13 protein-coding genes are annotated in these 17,856 nt (G+C 34.8%); 8 read left to right on the top strand and 5 right to left on the bottom strand.

The genetic code is table 11. The annotated features are described in order from the left end of the window. Positions 1 to 18: 18 nt before the first annotated feature. From BMY39_RS12105 to ychF, 3 genes are all read right to left on the bottom strand, one after another. On the bottom strand, positions 19 to 2,676 hold the full coding sequence (locus BMY39_RS12105) for a DNA gyrase/topoisomerase IV subunit A (protein WP_092579991.1): 2,658 nt from the start codon (positions 2,674 to 2,676) through the stop codon (positions 19 to 21). 244 nt (positions 2,677 to 2,920) lie between these two features. Then, on the bottom strand, positions 2,921 to 4,771 hold the full coding sequence (locus BMY39_RS12100) for a DNA topoisomerase IV subunit B (protein ID WP_092579989.1): 1,851 nt from the start codon (positions 4,769 to 4,771) through the stop codon (positions 2,921 to 2,923). 155 nt (positions 4,772 to 4,926) lie between these two features. Further along, the gene (ychF, locus tag BMY39_RS12095) at positions 4,927 to 6,021 is read right to left on the bottom strand and encodes a redox-regulated ATPase YchF (protein ID WP_092579987.1); all 1,095 of its coding nucleotides are present in this window, start codon (positions 6,019 to 6,021) and stop codon (positions 4,927 to 4,929) included. A 172-nt stretch (positions 6,022 to 6,193) separates the two neighbouring features. Between ychF and BMY39_RS12090 the strand changes: the two genes are divergently transcribed. Then, positions 6,194 to 7,663, top strand: coding sequence for a carboxypeptidase-like regulatory domain-containing protein (locus tag BMY39_RS12090; RefSeq protein ID WP_092579985.1), 1,470 nt, complete (start codon positions 6,194 to 6,196; stop codon positions 7,661 to 7,663). Positions 7,664 to 7,698: 35 nt separating this feature from the next. Here BMY39_RS12090 and BMY39_RS12085 read toward each other — a convergent pair whose 3' ends face one another. Together BMY39_RS12085 and BMY39_RS12080 are read right to left on the bottom strand one after the other, a co-directional pair. Beyond that, on the bottom strand, positions 7,699 to 9,312 hold the full coding sequence (locus BMY39_RS12085) for a pyruvate kinase (RefSeq protein ID WP_092579983.1): 1,614 nt from the start codon (positions 9,310 to 9,312) through the stop codon (positions 7,699 to 7,701). 285 nt (positions 9,313 to 9,597) lie between these two features. Beyond that, entirely contained in the window at positions 9,598 to 9,951 is a 354-nt protein-coding gene (locus BMY39_RS12080; RefSeq protein WP_092579981.1) for a 4Fe-4S dicluster domain-containing protein, read from the bottom strand. A gap of 68 nt (positions 9,952 to 10,019) precedes the next feature. Between BMY39_RS12080 and BMY39_RS12075 the strand changes: the two genes are divergently transcribed. The 7 genes from BMY39_RS12075 to BMY39_RS12040 all read left to right on the top strand — a co-directional run bounded on the left by BMY39_RS12075 (position 10,020) and on the right by BMY39_RS12040 (position 17,849). Continuing rightward, positions 10,020 to 11,078: an acyl-CoA reductase gene (locus tag BMY39_RS12075; RefSeq protein ID WP_092579979.1), complete on the top strand. Its 1,059-nt coding sequence runs from the start codon at positions 10,020 to 10,022 to the stop codon at positions 11,076 to 11,078. A gap of 77 nt (positions 11,079 to 11,155) precedes the next feature. Continuing rightward, the gene (serC, locus tag BMY39_RS12070; protein WP_092579977.1) at positions 11,156 to 12,220 is read left to right on the top strand and encodes a 3-phosphoserine/phosphohydroxythreonine transaminase; all 1,065 of its coding nucleotides are present in this window, start codon (positions 11,156 to 11,158) and stop codon (positions 12,218 to 12,220) included. A gap of 127 nt (positions 12,221 to 12,347) precedes the next feature. Continuing rightward, complete coding sequence (locus tag BMY39_RS12065) at positions 12,348 to 13,298, top strand: D-2-hydroxyacid dehydrogenase (RefSeq protein ID WP_092579975.1); 951 nt, start codon at positions 12,348 to 12,350, stop codon at positions 13,296 to 13,298. Positions 13,299 to 13,414: 116 nt separating this feature from the next. After that, positions 13,415 to 14,050: a DUF937 domain-containing protein gene (locus BMY39_RS12060; RefSeq protein ID WP_092579973.1), complete on the top strand. Its 636-nt coding sequence runs from the start codon at positions 13,415 to 13,417 to the stop codon at positions 14,048 to 14,050. Positions 14,051 to 14,269: 219 nt separating this feature from the next. Further along, positions 14,270 to 14,713: a DUF6146 family protein gene (locus tag BMY39_RS12055; protein ID WP_092579971.1), complete on the top strand. Its 444-nt coding sequence runs from the start codon at positions 14,270 to 14,272 to the stop codon at positions 14,711 to 14,713. A gap of 35 nt (positions 14,714 to 14,748) precedes the next feature. Next, positions 14,749 to 15,051: a DUF6787 family protein gene (locus tag BMY39_RS12050; protein WP_092579969.1), complete on the top strand. Its 303-nt coding sequence runs from the start codon at positions 14,749 to 14,751 to the stop codon at positions 15,049 to 15,051. 362 nt (positions 15,052 to 15,413) lie between these two features. Beyond that, positions 15,414 to 17,849 carry a TonB-dependent receptor gene (locus BMY39_RS12040; protein WP_092579965.1) on the top strand — a complete coding sequence of 812 codons (2,436 nt, stop codon included), beginning with the start codon at positions 15,414 to 15,416 and terminating at the stop codon, positions 17,847 to 17,849. Positions 17,850 to 17,856 lie beyond the last annotated feature (7 nt).

Below are 17,856 nucleotides of genomic sequence, written 5' to 3'. Positions count from 1 at the left end.
TTTTAAATATTATAATAGCTAAAACAACGTGATCTGTCCTTCATCATCCTTACCTAAATTCTTTTTGGAAGCATCGTTTGACCCTGAACTGTTTTCAGTATTGGGCTCTTCAGAAGACACCTCTTTTTCGTCAATAACCTCTAAATCGTCCGCATGCACTTCTTCGGGCGCTTCGTAAGGCAAGGCATCTAACAGATTAATTTGATTCACCTTGTATTTAGTAAGTTGGTTTCCTTGAGCATTTATACCTTTGATGTCAATGAATTCCTCGAGGTTTATTTCAAGATTATCACGTCTGTCTTTCCCTCGCTCCTTTGCAAAAACCACTTCTGCCATAGGTCTCCAATCGGTAGTCACTATTTCCAACTGAGAATTAAGGTGTTCTGAAATAAAGGATTCCTCCTTGCCTTCGTTTTCTATTAAAAAGCGCTTTACATAGTAGAGGTCTTTTTCACCATTGTAATAAATGGCGGAAATAGGTTTTTTAGGCACCCACTTTTCTAATACAATCATGTCATTATCAAAATGCATGGTTACCTCGGGAGTGACTGTTTTAAGTATTCCTGATTGATTAATTATTAGTAATTTATCCTCTCCCCTGAACTCACCAATTAATTCGCCTCTACCATCAACATTCAAACGTTGCACTGTATCATCAAACCATATTTTTCGTGGTTTTAGAGTAGAAACACCTTTTTCTTTAAGTTCTACACGCTTTACGGGAAATTTTGTTACCAAATTTCCTTTTGAGGCGCGCCCCTTAATCAATATATCAGCAAAATCAATATCCCATTTTAGCTTTTTAATACTGCCTGCTTGTCTCAAATTAATGGTAACTATTTCGGCTTCACCATTAGGATTAGCAGAAAAATACAAGACAACAGATCCTTTATTACCATTGGTTAAATCGTACTCCCTGTCTCTTGTAATACTGGTAACAGCAAATCGTTTAATGTATGATGGTCCTTTTTTTCCATCACGATAAATCATATTATAAATGGTGCGCTTATCCTTCTTTTTAAATACAGCGACATGGATAATATCTTTACCAATAAAAGTTTTGGAATCTACTTTAGTAACCATCATTTTACCTTCTTTGGTAAACACAATAATATCATCTATATCACTACAATCGCAAACATACTCGTCTCTTCGCAATGATGTTCCCACAAAGCCTTCTTCGCGATTTACATAAAGTTTTGTGTTTCGAATAACAACCTTAGTAGCATCTACATCATCAAAGGTTCTAATTTCTGTTTTACGCTCGCGCCCTTCTCCGTATTCTTTTTTAAGTCGTGCAAAGAAAGCTATCGCATAATCAATTAAATGCGCTAAATGGTGTTTTACTTCAGCTATTTGCGCTTCTAGAGCATCAATTTTTTGTTGCGCCTTATCTATATCAAATTTAGAGATGCGCTTAATTCTTATTTCTGTTAAACGTACAATATCATCTTCGGTTATTGCGCGCTTTAAATGTTTAATATGTGGTTGCAGCCCTTTATCTATGGCAGAAATTACACCTTCCCAGGTTTCTTCTTCTTCAATATCTCGATAAATTCTGTTTTCAATGAAAATACGCTCTAAGGATGCAAAATGCCACTGCTCTTCAAGTTCGTTGAGTTTAATTTCGAGTTCTTGCTTTAACAGCTGAACGGTATTATCAGTTGAGCGACGCAACATTTCAGACACTCCAATAAATAAAGGCCTATTGTCTTCAATGACACATCCTAAAGGAGAAATGGACGATTCGCAACTTGTAAAAGCAAACAAAGCATCAATAGTTTTATCAGGAGACAATCCTGAAGGTAGATGCACCAAAATTTCAACCTCAGCAGCAGTATTATCCTCTATTTTTTTAACTTTAATTTTCCCCTTATCATTCGCTTTTAAAATAGAATCTATTAAAGAGGATGTGGTTGTGCCAAAAGGCAACTCGGTAATGACGAGTGTATTTTTGTCTAACTGTGATATTTTTGCGCGAATACGTACTTTTCCTCCTCGATTACCGTCGTTATAATTTGAAAAATCAGCGATTCCTCCAGTTGGAAAATCGGGTAAAATGGTGAAGCGTTTGCCTTGTAAATGCTTTATGGAAGCATCAATGAGTTCAATAAAATTATGTGGTAGTATTTTGGTAGACAGTCCTACGGCGATACCTTCTCCGCCTTGAGCTAAGAGTAATGGAAACATTACTGGCAAATTTACTGGCTCTTTTCTTCGTCCATCATAACTAGCTTGCCATTCTGTAATTTTAGGATTGTAAACAACATCCAAGGCAAACTTAGATAATCGCGCCTCTATATATCGAGAAGCAGCTGCACTATCTCCTGTTAAAATATTTCCCCAGTTTCCTTGAGTATCGATTAACAAATCTTTTTGACCGATTTGCACCATAGCATCGGCAATACTTGCGTCACCATGAGGGTGGTACTGCATGGTATGTCCAACTATATTTGCTACTTTATTGTAGCGCCCATCATCCAAATCTTTCATAGAGTGCATGATACGACGCTGCACGGGCTTAAAACCATCCTCAATAGCTGGTACAGCACGTTCTAGAATTACGTAAGAAGCATAGTCTAAAAACCAATCTTTGTACATACCCGTAACTCGGGTAATGGTTTCTTGGGGCTCGTCGTTATGGGCGTTGGTTAAATCGTCGTTTTCCTCAGTCATTAATTAGCTTTAATTTTTAGGCTTTCCATTAAGCATCACTCTACCTTTCTTTTGCAATCTATGCACTTGCTCTTTGCTTGTATGAATATGTAAATAGCTGTAGGATCGTTTTTTCTTTTTGTCTTCCTTATTTTTATTATATAACATCTTTATAGTTTATTGGTTGTTTTTACAATTTCAAATTCACCATTAAAATTAAAAATCTTACGTGGTTCAAACAAATACAAACGGGTTTAAATTAGTATTATTCGATGACATCCAATTCAACCTTTAAATTATCAATAATAAATTCTTGTCGGGTTGGAGTGTTCTTACCCATATAAAAGGATAATAATTCTTCAATAGACATATTATCGTCCAGCATCACAGGATCTAATCGAATATCATCTCCAATAAAATGTTTAAACTCATCTGGGGAAATCTCACCAAGTCCTTTAAATCGTGTTATTTCTGGTTTTGGTTTTAATTTTTCGATGGCATCAATTCGTTCTTGCTCTGAATAACAATAAATGGTTTCCTTTTTATTTCGAACCCTAAACAATGGTGTTTGCAAAATATACAAATGCCCTTCTTTAATTATTTCAGGAAAAAATTGTAGAAAAAATGTAATTAGCAGCAGTCTAATATGCATTCCATCAACATCAGCATCGGTTGCTATTACCACATTGTTATAACGTAAATCCTCCAAAGATTCCTCGATATTTAAAGCGGCTTGCAATAAATTGAATTCTTCATTTTCGTAAACTATTTTTTTACTCAAGCCGTAAGAATTTAAAGGTTTCCCTTTAAGGCTAAATACCGCTTGCGTATTTACGTCACGTGATTTTGTGATACTTCCAGAAGCTGAATCTCCCTCTGTTATAAACAAGGTAGTTTCTAAATTTCGTTCGTTTTTAGTATCTCCAAAATGCACGCGACAATCTCTTAATTTCTTATTATGAAGACTTGCCTTTTTCGCACGATCTCTAGCTAATTTTCTAATTCCAGACAGCTCTTTACGTTCCCGTTCAGCCTGAAGTATTTTACGTTGAATTTTCTCTGCTGCATCAGGATTTTTATGCAGATAATTGTCAAGGTTTGTTTTTACAAAATCGTTAATATAGGTTCTCACGGTTGGATAATCTCCACCCATATCTGTAGACCCTAGCTTTGTTTTTGTTTGACTTTCAAAAACAGGCTCCATCACTTTTATCGCAATAGCACTTACTACAGATTTACGAACATCAGAAGCATCATAGTTTTTACCATAAAATTCTCGAATAGTTTTAACAAGGGCTTCTCTAAATGCATTTAAATGTGTTCCGCCTTGTGTAGTATTTTGTCCGTTTACAAAACTGTTATACTCTTCACTATACTGTGTCTTGCTATGTGTTAGTGCTATTTCTATATCATCACCGCGTAAGTGAATTATTGGATATAACAAATCTGATTCGGCAATCTTTTCAGCTAGCAAATCCTTTAATCCATTTTCGCTAAAATATTTTTCACCGTTAAAAACTATGGTTAATCCAGGATTAAGATACACATAGTTCTTAAGCATCTTCACTACATATTCACTTCGGTATTTGTAGTTTTTAAATATAGTTTCATCTGGCACAAATGATACTTTGGTACCTTTTCTCCTTGTAGTATCATCCAGTAATTCTTGATTAATTAAGTTCCCTTGCTCAAATTCAGCTGCAGCAGATTTACCGTCTCTATTGGACTCTACTCTAAAATAGTTTGAAAGTGCATTGACTGCCTTTGTACCTACTCCATTGAGTCCGACAGATTTTTTAAATGCTTTAGAATCGTACTTTCCACCCGTATTCATTTTAGAGACTACATCTACAACTTTTCCGAGAGGAATACCACGTCCGTAATCTCGAACTATCACTTTTGTACCTTGAATGGAAATTTCAATAGTTTTACCAGCCCCCATTACAAACTCATCAATGGAGTTATCTAAAACCTCTTTTAATAGAATATAAATACCATCATCAGGTGAAGAGCCATCACCAAGTTTGCCAATATACATTCCTGGGCGCATACGAATATGCTCCTTCCAATCTAATGAACGTATATTATCTTCAGTGTATTTGGTTTGTTCTGCCATAAATAAGGGTGAATTTCGTGATAGCACGCTAATATAGCACATCATACCAAAATATGAAACCACAGGCACACAAAGTAATTAACAAAGAAAACACAAAGTTGTTGAGAACCTTAGCTACCTAAGTTTTTAGAAGAAAAAAACAAAAAGACTGTTATTTAAACATTAAACAAGAAGTGCATTACATCACCATCTTTCACAATGTAGTTTTTACCCTCAACTCTCATTTTACCAGCTTCCTTTACTTTGGCTTCGCTACCGTAGGATACGTAATCGTCATACGCAATTACTTCAGCACGTATAAAGCCCTTTTCAAAATCGGTATGTATAACACCTGCAGCTTGTGGGGCAGTGGCACCAATATCCACAGTCCACGCACGAACTTCCTTAACGCCTGCCGTAAAATAAGTTTGTTGATTTAACAGTTTGTAGGCACCTCGAATTAATTTCGCCGAACCTGGTTCGTCTAAACCAATATCTTGTAAAAACATTTGACGTTCTTCGTAATCGTCCAACTCGTTGATATCAGCTTCTGTACCAACAGCCAACACTAAAACCTCAGCATTTTCATCTTTAACGGCTTCCTTAACGTTCTCCACGTAGGTGTTTCCTGACACTGCCGAACCTTCATCTACATTGCAAACGTACATAACAGGTTTATCGGTAATTAGCTGTAATGGTTTTACGAATTCGTCATAATCGTCTTCACCAACTTCAATTGCCCTAACCGATGTTCCAGATTCTAAACCCTCTTTTAGTTTAAGCAAAGCGGCTTCTTCTTTTTGGGCTTCTTTATTTCCTGTTTTAGCTGCGCGTTTTACTTTGTCCAGCTTTTTCTCTACAGTTTCTAAATCCTTTAACTGTAACTCCATATCGATGGTTTCCTTATCCCGGATAGGGTCTACACTCCCATCAACATGCACAATATTATCATTATCAAAACATCGCAACACATGTAAAATAGCATCAGTTTCGCGAATATTTCCTAAAAACTGGTTGCCTAGACCTTCGCCTTTACTTGCGCCTTTTACCAAACCTGCAATATCTACAATCTCTACAGTTGCTGGTATTACGCGTTCTGGATTTACCAGACTTTCTAATTTCTCTAAACGTGGATCTGGTACATTTACCACACCAATATTGGGCTCAATAGTACAAAACGGAAAGTTCGCACTTTGTGCTTTTGCATTAGACAAACAATTGAATAATGTTGATTTTCCAACATTTGGCAACCCTACAATTCCAGCTTTCATAGTTATAATGATTTTTGCGAGTGCAAATGTACTTATTTTTAGCCTAAAGATTTTAAGATTGTTTTGGCAAAAACAGATAAATAAACGTTAAATCGTACTTGCAACATAATTACAAACTGTAACATTATTTACCTTGGTTCGTTTAAAGTACAAAATCTTCAATCATCATTTCATGAAATCAAAAATTACCTTTTTATTGTTTTTAGTTAGTTTTTCGGTGCTTTCACAAAGCATTACTGTAAAACTTATAGATGAAACTACCAATGCACCTATTCCGTACGCGAATATTAAAACTGGTGCCTATTCTGGTACTATTTCGAATGATGAAGGTTATTTTACGATTGCATCGAAAAGTGAAGTGAAAACCATTACCATTTCTTGTATGGGATATAAAGATAAAACCCTTAGCATAAAGGATATGAAATCCCTTAATTTAGTGATTGCCCTAGAACAAGCTATTAACCAACTTGATGAGGTATACGTTAGTAACAGCGCGCCAAATGTAGATAGTATAATTGCTAGAGTAAAGGCAAACCTTGATAACAATTATAATTACGATTTAAACCAATACAACATCTTCCACCGCATTACAGACCATGTGGATTTTAAAAGTTTAGAGTTTGAAATTGATAAAGCGTCGCATGTAAAAAAGAAACAACTTGAAGGGGTGAATAACAGCTTAACCGCCTTGGTAAACCAGGTAAAACATAGCAACATGGTACAGTTTACAGATTTTAAGGGAAAGGTTTACACCCTAAATAAGGACAGTATAAAACTTGAAGTTGAAAAAGCCACCGAACTTCTGGATGCTAAAAACGATTTTTCTATTGACAATATTCAAGAGAAAATGCAACATATTATTTTGCAGTATTTAGATACCACAAAAACCTATAAGCTAAAAACAGGGTTGTTTAAAATTGAAGATTCTCTATCCTTAAATGACGATGATTTTAAGGATAATAATAAGAATGAATATAGTGTTTCGCATTTAAATAACGAAACCAAATCGATATTACGACGCTCCCTATTTTATGAAAACTCTTTTTTGAGCAAAATTTTAAATTCTGATTTCTACGATTATACTTTTGAAGATGTTGGCTATAATAATGGAGAACTTACTTATGTAATTTCCTTTTTACCACGCAAGGGAAAAGCTAAATATACCGGTAAACTTTATGTTGCCGACGACACCTATGCCATTACACGGGCAGATTACAGTTATTATAAAAAACGCCACGGACAGAAAGTTAACCTGCGTTTACTTCTAGGCGTGAAATTCATTGAAAATGTGAGTAATGGTACCATTATTTTTGAAAAAGATAGCAGTAACTCGTATCATCCCAAATATGTAAAGCGCACTTCTGGAAGTTATTTTTATGTAAGTAGACCGCTTAAATTTATTGAAAACAGTAGTAACCGTTACAAGGTAAGTTTTGAATTTAAGATTGAAGGCGACAACACGAATAAAGAGGAACTTTTAATTACAGGACATAACCCCCTTACCTTTTTAGATTTTCAGGCAGAACGACAAGCAGAAAAAGCGCCTGTAATAAAACTTGCTAAATACGAAAAAACTATTTGGGATAGTGAAGGCGTTTTAGAACCTTCGTTAGAAATGAAACAATTTACGAGTGAGGAGTAGCGGCGATGTTTCTGCTATAGTGGGAAAAACCCCAATTATACATTTTCCTTAACAAATGTTTTGGCTACATTTAGTGGCCTTAACTCATTCTTTTTCTTAAACAAATGACCTTGCATTCTTGTTAGGACCTCCTTAAGAGTTTTTATGGCCTCGTTAATATGTGGGCCTTTGTTTAGCATAACACATTCTGCTTGGGTTGCCTGTGCAGCATCACTAATTTCTGCTCGTGTTGGAATACCTGTTTTCGCAAGGTTTTCTAATACCTGCGTTGCCCATATTACAGGTACATGCGCTGCTTCACACAACCACAAAATTTGATTTTGAACTTCTGAAATTCTATCAAACCCAATTTCTACTGCCAAATCACCCCTAGCTATCATTACCCCAATTTTATTGCGTTTCATTCCTTCAAGTAATATCTCTGGTAAATTCTCAAAAGCCTCACGGTTTTCTATTTTAAACACCACACCTATATCTTTGGCATTGTACTTATCTAGTTCGCTATAAAGGCATTTTACATCCTTTGCAGTTCTCACAAAAGAATAACCAACTATATCAGCATTTTCACATATAAATGGCAGCAGCTCAATATCCCTTTCTGTTAAGGCTGGTAGGTTAAGTACCGTATCAGGAAGATTAATACCTTTAAACGAAGATAATTTTTGCTTGTAACAATTTGTAACCACTACTTCTACCTCATCGTCTCTTTTTGCAATTACTTCTGAAGTTATCATACCATCATCAAAAAGCACCACTTCTCCAATGGAAACATCGTCGATGATTTGAGGCAATAATACCCCAATTTCAGCTAGTGCGATTTGCTGATTATTTTTATTAAAAATAGATTTTCTCCCGTTTGTCTCGTTTTTCGTGAGTATAATGCGCTCCCCTTTTCTAACGGGAATACCCTTTTTAAAATTCCCTTTTTTTCCTTTAATCTTAATTTGAGCTGTCCTTATCTTTGGCCCTGACAAATCCATATATATTTTCACATCCTCATTCAATTCCTGCCTCACTTTATGGATTGTCCGAATCATTTTTTGCCACATTGCAATATCGCCATGGCTTAAATTAATTCTTGCCACTTCCATACCTTGGATGACCATATCTCTAATAATTTGCTCATTTTCAGCAGCTTCTTCAGGTATGGTAACCATTATTTCGGTAAAATGTGGTTTTTTAACATCGTTAAACAAACTATTGGCATGTTTTTTTAATAAAGCCTTACTCTTTTTGTAGCCAATAAGTTCAATATCGGTATCCATTTTAAACGCATTACCCTGAACAAGGCTAAGGTTTCGCACAACGTTGTAAAGGTTACTAAAAACATATCCTTCCCCAGTTCTTATCGAGGAGATACCCAAATCAGATAATGTATCGTGGTATCCTCTCAAATCAAAACTCCTTAGAATTAAATAACGGTACAGATTTTTTGCACTAGGGTGATAGTCGTTGTGAGTTTCAGAAATCTTAGATTCAATAATTGGCTCACTTTCAATTATATGCTTTAAAATATTTGTGAGTTCGTGCTCAACTTTTGCTTGTTTCATTTCAACCAATTCATTAAATATTACCCTAGTCTTCTTACTTTCTGAAAGTAAGGACAAATTTAAGCTATTCCATTCATAAAGCGTTCTAAAATGTAGCATTTATGGCGCTTTAAACAGAAGGGTCTATATTCTCATATAATGAAATATTATAAGTAGCTTCAACTGCGAATTGTATGGAACAAATCACACTTTATGAAGATAAACTGGATTAAAGTTACTTGTTATATATAGTCGTATTTTAATAAAATGTATAAATGAATAAGAAGAATTTGCATTTTAAATTAATATACCAAGGCGTAATAATATTTAATTATTTATGCCATTGAACAAAAAACCCCGAGCATAAACTCAGGGTTTCCATATATTTTACATCCGATAAATCAACTATCCATCGGGATGCATAAATTTTTGCTTCGCTAATAATTCCTCTTCGGTCTCTACAACATCCTCATCTGGCACACAACAATCTACTGGACATACCGCAGCACATTGTGGCTCATCATGAAACCCTTTGCACTCGGTACACTTATCTGGTACAATGTAGTATAGCTCATCGCTAATTGGTTCTTGCGCTTCATCTGCGTCAACTTCCATACCATTAGTAAGTACAACCTTACCTTCTAAGCTAGTACCATCTTTATAGCGCCAATCGTCGGCCCCTTCGTATATCGCTGTATTTGGGCACTCAGGTTCACAAGCACCACAGTTTATACATTCGTCTGTTATTATAATTGCCATAGCGTTTTTTTCTTTCTAACTTTGCGGTTGCAAAAATAAAGCCAAAACCATTCATAACCAAATTAAGGATGCAATTACAAGAAAGAATTAACGCTTTTGTAAAATTAGGAGATTTTATCAGGCAATTTTCTAACGAAGCTATCCAAAAAAATGATAAAGTTGAACATAACGATATCTTTTTTGATGGCTTTAAGCATCAACTAAAATTAGCCGAAGAGTACAATGGGTGGTTTACGCCAGAAAACATAAGGTTTGCCCTAAACTCATGGTCAGAGGCGTTAACGCTTAGCAATATTTCAATATGGTTAAAACCTTATAACATAGCATCTGTAAAACCAAAACAGGTTGCCGTTATTATGGCTGGCAATATTCCGCTTGTGGGTTTTCACGATTTTTTATCGGTATTAATAACAGGGCATGATGTATTGGTAAAACAGTCTTCAAACGATAAACACATCTTACCCTTTTTATCAAAATATCTGGAGTATGTTGCACCTGAATTCAAAGGAAAAATAAATTTTACTGATAAAAAATTAGAAGGTTTTGACGCCGTTATAGCTACAGGCAGCAACAATACAGCACGCTATTTTGAGTATTATTTTAAAGGCAAACCTTCCATCATAAGAAATAATAGAAATTCAGTCGCCGTTTTAACTGGGCACGAATCTGAAGAAGATTTAAAACAGCTATCTGAAGATATATTTAGATATTACGGACTTGGGTGTAGAAACGTTTCGAAACTATTTGTTCCTAATGGTTATGATTTTAATTCGTTTTTTGAGGCCATGTACCACTGGCACCCCATCATAGAAAAGGCAAAATATGCCAATAATTACGATTATAACAAGGCGGTTTACCTGATGAGCGAATTTGATATTTTGGAGAATGGTTTTTTCATGATAAAAGAAGATAAAAGCTACGCATCGCCCATTGCTACGGCATTTTATGAATACTACGAAGATAGTGCTGCTTTAAAGGAACAATTAAAAACGGATAGTGACCAAATTCAATGTATAGTTTCCAACGGATTTATTGAAAACGAAGTTGACTTTGGACAAACCCAAAAGCCCAAACTTTGGGATTATGCGGATAGTGTAGATTCTGTTAAATTTTTATTATCAATTTGACGAAAAAATTATTGAATTCTTAATAAAATTTAGCTTATAAATTAGCAACTTTGCAGCTTTAAATTTGACTACAAAAAATGAAAAAACACAACTTTAGCGCAGGACCAAGTATTTTACCCCCAGAAGTATTACTAAAAGCATCACAAGGTGTGGTAGATTTGGATGGAAGCGGATTATCTGTTCTAGAAATATCACACAGAAGTAAAGCTTTTGTTGACATTATGGAGAATGCGAGAGCACTGGCTTTAGAGTTGCTAGGGCTTGAAGGCAAAGGTTACAAAGCTTTGTTTTTACAAGGAGGTGCCAGTACACAGTTTTTAATGGTTGCCCTTAATTTATTGGAGAAAAGAGCAGGATATTTAAATTCAGGTTCATGGGCTGCTAAAGCGATTAAAGAAGCTAAGATTTATGATGACATTTATGAAGTAGGTTCTTCTAAAAATGCTAACTATAACTACATTCCTAAAGGTTACGAAATTCCAGAGGATTACGATTATTTCCATTGTACTTCAAACAATACCATTTATGGTACACAAATGAAGGAGTTCCCTAACTCGCCTATACCAATGGTTTGTGATATGAGTAGTGATATTTTTTCTCGAACTTTAGATTTTTCAAAATTTGGAATAATCTACGCAGGCGCACAAAAAAATATGGGACCCGCTGGAACTACATTAGTTGTGGTAAAAGAGGATATTTTAGGAAAAGTATCTCGCAAAATACCATCGATGATGGATTATAAATTACATATCGAAAAAGGAAGTATGTTTAATACTCCTCCGGTTTTCGCGGTTTATACGTCTATGCTAACCTTAGAGTGGTTGAAAGGACAAGGTGGAATTGCTGCAATTGAAAAAGAAAATGAAAAGAAAGCACGTTTGATGTATTCTGAGATAGATTTAAACCCTTTATTTAAAGGTTTTGCCGCTAAAGAAGATCGTTCTTTAATGAATGCTACGTTTACTTTAGAGAACGAAAACCTAAAGGAAACATTTGAGACCATGCTAAAAGAAGCAGGTATAAGTGCAGTGAACGGACACAGAAGTGTTGGTGGTTATAGAGCATCTATGTACAACGCATTACCTATAGATAGCGTGAAGGCCTTGGTAGAAGTAATGAGTGAATTGGAAAGTAAAGCTTAGTTCAGTAGGCAGTAAACAGCCACAGTTTACAGTAATTGCTGAAACCTTAAAATAAAAAAAATCAGAAAGCTTAGAGTGGATGAGTGAAACAACTTGAAACTTTAAACTTATAACTTTAAACTTAATCATGAAAGTATTAGCAAATGATGGTATCTCTCAAACTGGTATCGATGCATTAGAAAAAGCAGGCTACGAAGTAAGTACAACAACTGTAGCACAAGAGCAACTTGCAAATTACATTAACGAAAAAGATATTACAGTATTATTAGTAAGAAGTGCAACAACTGTGCGTAAAGATTTAATTGATGCATGTCCAAATTTAAAAATTATCGGTCGTGGTGGTGTAGGTATGGACAATATTGATGTTGAATACGCTCGTGAAAAGGGATTACATGTTATAAATACACCTGCTGCATCATCTCATTCTGTAGCAGAATTGGTATTTGGCCATTTATATGGATTAGCCCGTTTTCTGCATAACTCTAACAGAGAAATGCCTTTGGAAGGAGATAGCAACTTTAAAGGATTAAAGAAAGCGTATTCTAAAGGTACAGAGTTAAAAGGGAAAACTTTAGGTGTTCTAGGTTTTGGTCGTATAGGTCAGGCTACAGCTAAAGTAGCACTTGGTGCAGGAATGAAAGTAGTTGCATTTGATCCTTTCTTAGAAAAGGCCAATTTAGAATTAGAGTTTTTTGACGGACAAAAAGTAAACTTTGCTATTGAAACTATTTCTAAAGAAGATGTTTTAAAACAATCTGATTTTATCACATTACACGTTCCAGCCCAAAAAGACTACGTGATAGATGAAGCTGAATTCAATATGATGAAAGATGGTGTAATTTTAGCTAATGCTGCTCGCGGAGGTGTGGTAAATGAAGTTGCACTAGTAAAAGCTATTGAAAGTGGTAAAGTAGCAAGAGCAGCACTTGATGTTTTTGAAAAAGAACCTAAACCAGAAATTCAACTGTTGATGAATTCCTCATTATCATTAACACCTCATACAGGTGCTGCAACAAATGAAGCACAAGATAGAATTGGTACAGAATTAGCGTCACAGATTATAAACATACTTGGATAGTATCTAATAAATTGTGACCTAGATAGATTATTTGAGTCCTAACTTTAAAGGTTGGGACTTTTTTTGTACATTCAACTGCCAAATTTTAACTCTTATTAATTAAAAAATATATTATAATGTCAGGAATTTTAGATTTATTAAACAGCGACCTAGGTAAGACCATTATCAGCGGTGTTTCAGGCTCTGCAGGAACAGATCAAAACAAAACAAGCAGCGTACTTACAATGGCTCTTCCCGTTTTGATGAAAGCTATGGAGCGTAATGCAGCAACACCTCAAGGAGCACAAGGCTTAATGGGTGCACTAAACAGTAAACATGATGGTAGCATTTTAGACAATCTTGGTGGATTGTTTAGTGGCGGTGTAGACGAGAATGTAAAAACCGACGGTGATAAAATTCTCGGGCACGTACTTGGACAAAAAAGGCAGGGTGTAGAGCAAATTATAGGTCAAAAATCTGGACTTGATGCTGGTTCTGTTGCGAACATTTTAAAAGTAGCGGCACCTATATTAATGGGTGTCTTAGGCAAACAGGCACGCCAAAATAATGTAAGTTCACAAAACGATCTAGGCGGCTTATTAGGTGGTTTATTGGGCGGAAGTTCTGCAAAAAATGAACAAAGTTTCTTAGAATCTATACTTGATGCAGATGGTGATGGCAGTATTGTTGATGATGTTGCGGGTATGGTTTTAGGAGGTAGTAAGAAAAAAGGTGGGCTTGGAGGCTTGCTAGGTGGGCTGTTTGGGAAATAAGTTTTTCCACAACAAATACATATTTAAATGCCAAATCAGTTGATTTGGCATTTTTTGTTAAAAATAGATAAATACAAATTCTTGCGGAATGATTTTTGTATTTTTAAACATAGTACAAAAAAGAGATAATACACTAACTGAAATACGGCGTTTGCTCATTCTAAATTTTTTATGTTGTTTATTGAACATACTTTTGAGGCATCATTAAAATATTAAACCATGAAAAATTGTATTTACATTTTATACGTATTGCTAAGCATTTTCCTTTTTAATTGTAATACATCAAAAACTCCTACTTCTAAAAAAGACCTAAATGAAATTGCGAATACAGAAAACGACACCATAAGAATTACAAATGACGAGTTAGAGTACGAAATAATTATCATTGATCCTGGCTTTAACTTTTGGTTAACCGCCACTGCAAGACCAAGAGGGTTTTACTCGCAACAATATATGGAAAACAGAAACAGAATTTATGTTATAGAATGGAACCAGCGCGTGCTGCAACCACAGCGTTTCAATCCGCAATTATATGAATTACAGATTGATTACGAACCAAATATTAATTATGGTTATGAAGTAAATTACATGTTATACAACTACTTTATTTATTTCCAATTAAAATATAAACAAAGATTAGGCCCTTTCGTTCCTCGAATTTAATTTTATATTAATATTTTTGCATGTAAATTGTACATGTGAAAAAGTTAAAAGAACGTTGGGGTATAGAATCTAATTTGCAAATCGTTTTAATACTTATTGTATTTGCTGTAACGGGTTCAACTGCCTCTTATATAGGAAAACCAATACTTTCTTTCCTAGATATAACGCCTGAATCTTTTAGTACATTTGGATATTGGGTGGTTAGAATTCTAATTCTATTTATAATGTACCAGTTCTTATTAGTGTTTTTCGGTTGGGTTTTTGGTCAATTTAAATTCTTTTGGGCTTTTGAAAAGAAAATGCTTTCAAGATTAGGTCTAGGACGTTTTGTAGAATAGTGGAAAACATAAAACAACATATCGCCTTTAGGTTATTTACGCTTTTACTAGTTGCGTCACTTTTTGCTCCAACAGCCTCTAAGTTTGTTCATATTTTTGAGCATCACCAGCACATTGTATGTATTAACGATCATTCAACGCATATTCACAAAGTCGATCTAGATTGTGAATTTTACAAATTTCAATTAAATACACACTTTTTATTACCTGATGAAAATAATAGTGACTTTCATATTTCACATTATTATCAAATTCCAACAGTAACATATAATTTCCTTAATAATCATCGGCAATTATCTTTTTCTTTAAGAGGGCCACCTGTTTTAGTTTAAAATCTCATTTTTAAACTAAAATACAATGTAATGAAATATTATATGTTGATTGTGGCCATTTGTTTATTAAACAGTGTTCATACTCAAAACTGTTCACATACTCTTATTGGAGAAATAAAGGATTTTCATGACGGCACCCCAATGTCTGGAGCTACCGTTTATATTGAAACGCTAAATACTTATACGACGGCAGATATTAATGGTAAATTCACCATTAAAGATATTTGTGACGGTAAGCTTGTATTAGTCATATCTCACATTGGTTGTGAAACTCAGCGCATTGAGGTAGATATTAACGGAGACACATTCAAGGAAATTGATATGGAGCACCATATTGAAGAACTTCATGAAGTTAAAGTATCAGGAAGTGCGCCTAAAAGCCTTACCAAAACTGCCCAAGAAACACAATTAAATACTGAAACACTTGAGCGATTTAGCGCCTTAAATCTTGGTGATGCACTTAAGGAAGTAAGTGGTGTTTCATCCATAAATACAGGAAATTCTATTGTAAAACCTGTGATAAACGGGTTGCATAGTAGTAGAATATCAGTGATTACAAATGGTGTTTTGTTGCAAGACCAAGAATGGGGTATAGAACATGCGCCTAATATCGACTTGAATGCCGCAGGGACTGTAAATGTTATTAAAGGGGCTAACGCTTTAGCTTACAGTGGAGATGCTATTGGCGGTGTAGTTGTTTTAAAACCAGAAAGAATTAGTTTGAATGATTCACTTTATGGAAAAACCATTCTTGGTGGTCAAACTAACGGAAGAGGTTATAACATGGCTTCTTCGCTTACAAAAACTTGGAAAGAAGGCTGGTTTGTAAATGGGCAAGCCTCCATGAAACGTTTTGGTGATTTTGAAGCACCAGATTACACTTTAACCAATACTGGCTTGGACTCTAAAGGGTTGAATTTAAATCTTGGTTTTAAGACTTTCGAAAAAGGTTTCAACATTAACTACAGTTACTTAAGCAATGACATTGGTATTTTAAGAGCAGCGCATATTGGTAGTATTAACGATTTAGTTAATGCAATTAATAATGGCAATCCTGTTGTGATTGAAGATTTTAGTTATGACATCAATGCACCACGTCAAGAAGTAACGCATCAAATCTTTAAAGCTGAATTTTACAAACGCTTTAAACGCTTTGGTAGGTTTCTTATTCAGTACGACTTTCAAAATAATCAACGTTTTGAATATGATGTTAGAAGAACTGATAATAGCAAACCTGCCATAGATTTAAGTTTAAATACACATGCTCTTAGAACAGAATTGAAATTAGATGCGAATACAAACAGTATTTATACGTTCGGCATTCATACAAGGTATCAGAATAATCGTTCCAATCCTGAAACTGGTGTGAGACGATTAATTCCAGATTATGACCGATATGATATTGGTGTTTTTGCCATTTCGAATTTCAAATGGGGGGATAAAACCAATATTGATTTTGGTTTGCGTTATGATTATAACAGAGTTGATGCACAGAAATTTTATCTCACTTCTAGGTGGTTAGAGCGAAATTATGATGACGGGTTTAATAATCTCATTATAGCTTCTGTTTTTGGCAAGGACATTCAATATGGTGTTGTAGATTTTAATGCATCTCAATTATTAACAAATCCTGTGTATAATTTTCATAACATTTCAATTTCTGCAGGGATATCTCATAAAATAAGTAAAGCACAGTCCATTCTTGCCAATTATGCATTGTCGCAACGGTCTCCAAATCCGTCCGAATTGTTTAGTGATGGTTTACATCATTCTGCCGCCAGAATAGAATTGGGTGATTTAAGGATGAATCAGGAAACATCTAATAGATTTGGAGTTACATATCAATTAAATTCAAATAAGCTAAAGCTAAATGCAGAGGGTTTTTTAAACCACATCAAGGATTTTATTCAAATAACACCTTTTGGAACAGAGCAAACCATTAGAGGGGCCTTCCCGGTTTGGAATTATGCACAAACTAATGCACTGCTATTTGGAGTTGATCTTAATGTTGGTTATGAAATTAATAAACACTGGAACATCAATAATACGTCTGCATTTATTAAAGGTAGAGATTTAAAAGCTAAAACAGCATTAATAGACATACCTTCGTTTAGAACCACAAATGTTATAGGTTATACTAATAAAAGCTGGTTGAATTTTAATGCCAATTTAGAGAGTGAATGGGTTTTTAGGCAAAATGATTTTCCAGATTTTAATTTTGAAACCTTAAACCCTACAACACAGCAAATGGTTGTAGTAGATATAAGCACCCCGCCGCAGGCATATCATTTATTACATTTTAGGAGCGATATTACGGTGTCGTTATCAGATAAAACAAATATGAATATTGGACTTAATGTCTCAAACATACTCAACACTTCCTACAGAGAATACTTAAACCGATTAAGATATTTTGCCGATGATTTGGGAAGGAATGTTATGTTACAAATAAAGTTAAACTATTAAAAATTTA

This window comes from Hyunsoonleella jejuensis (assembly GCF_900111025.1).
Classification (GTDB): Bacteria; Bacteroidota; Bacteroidia; order Flavobacteriales; family Flavobacteriaceae; genus Jejuia; species Jejuia jejuensis.
This window is presented reverse-complemented; position numbering and strand designations above follow the sequence as displayed.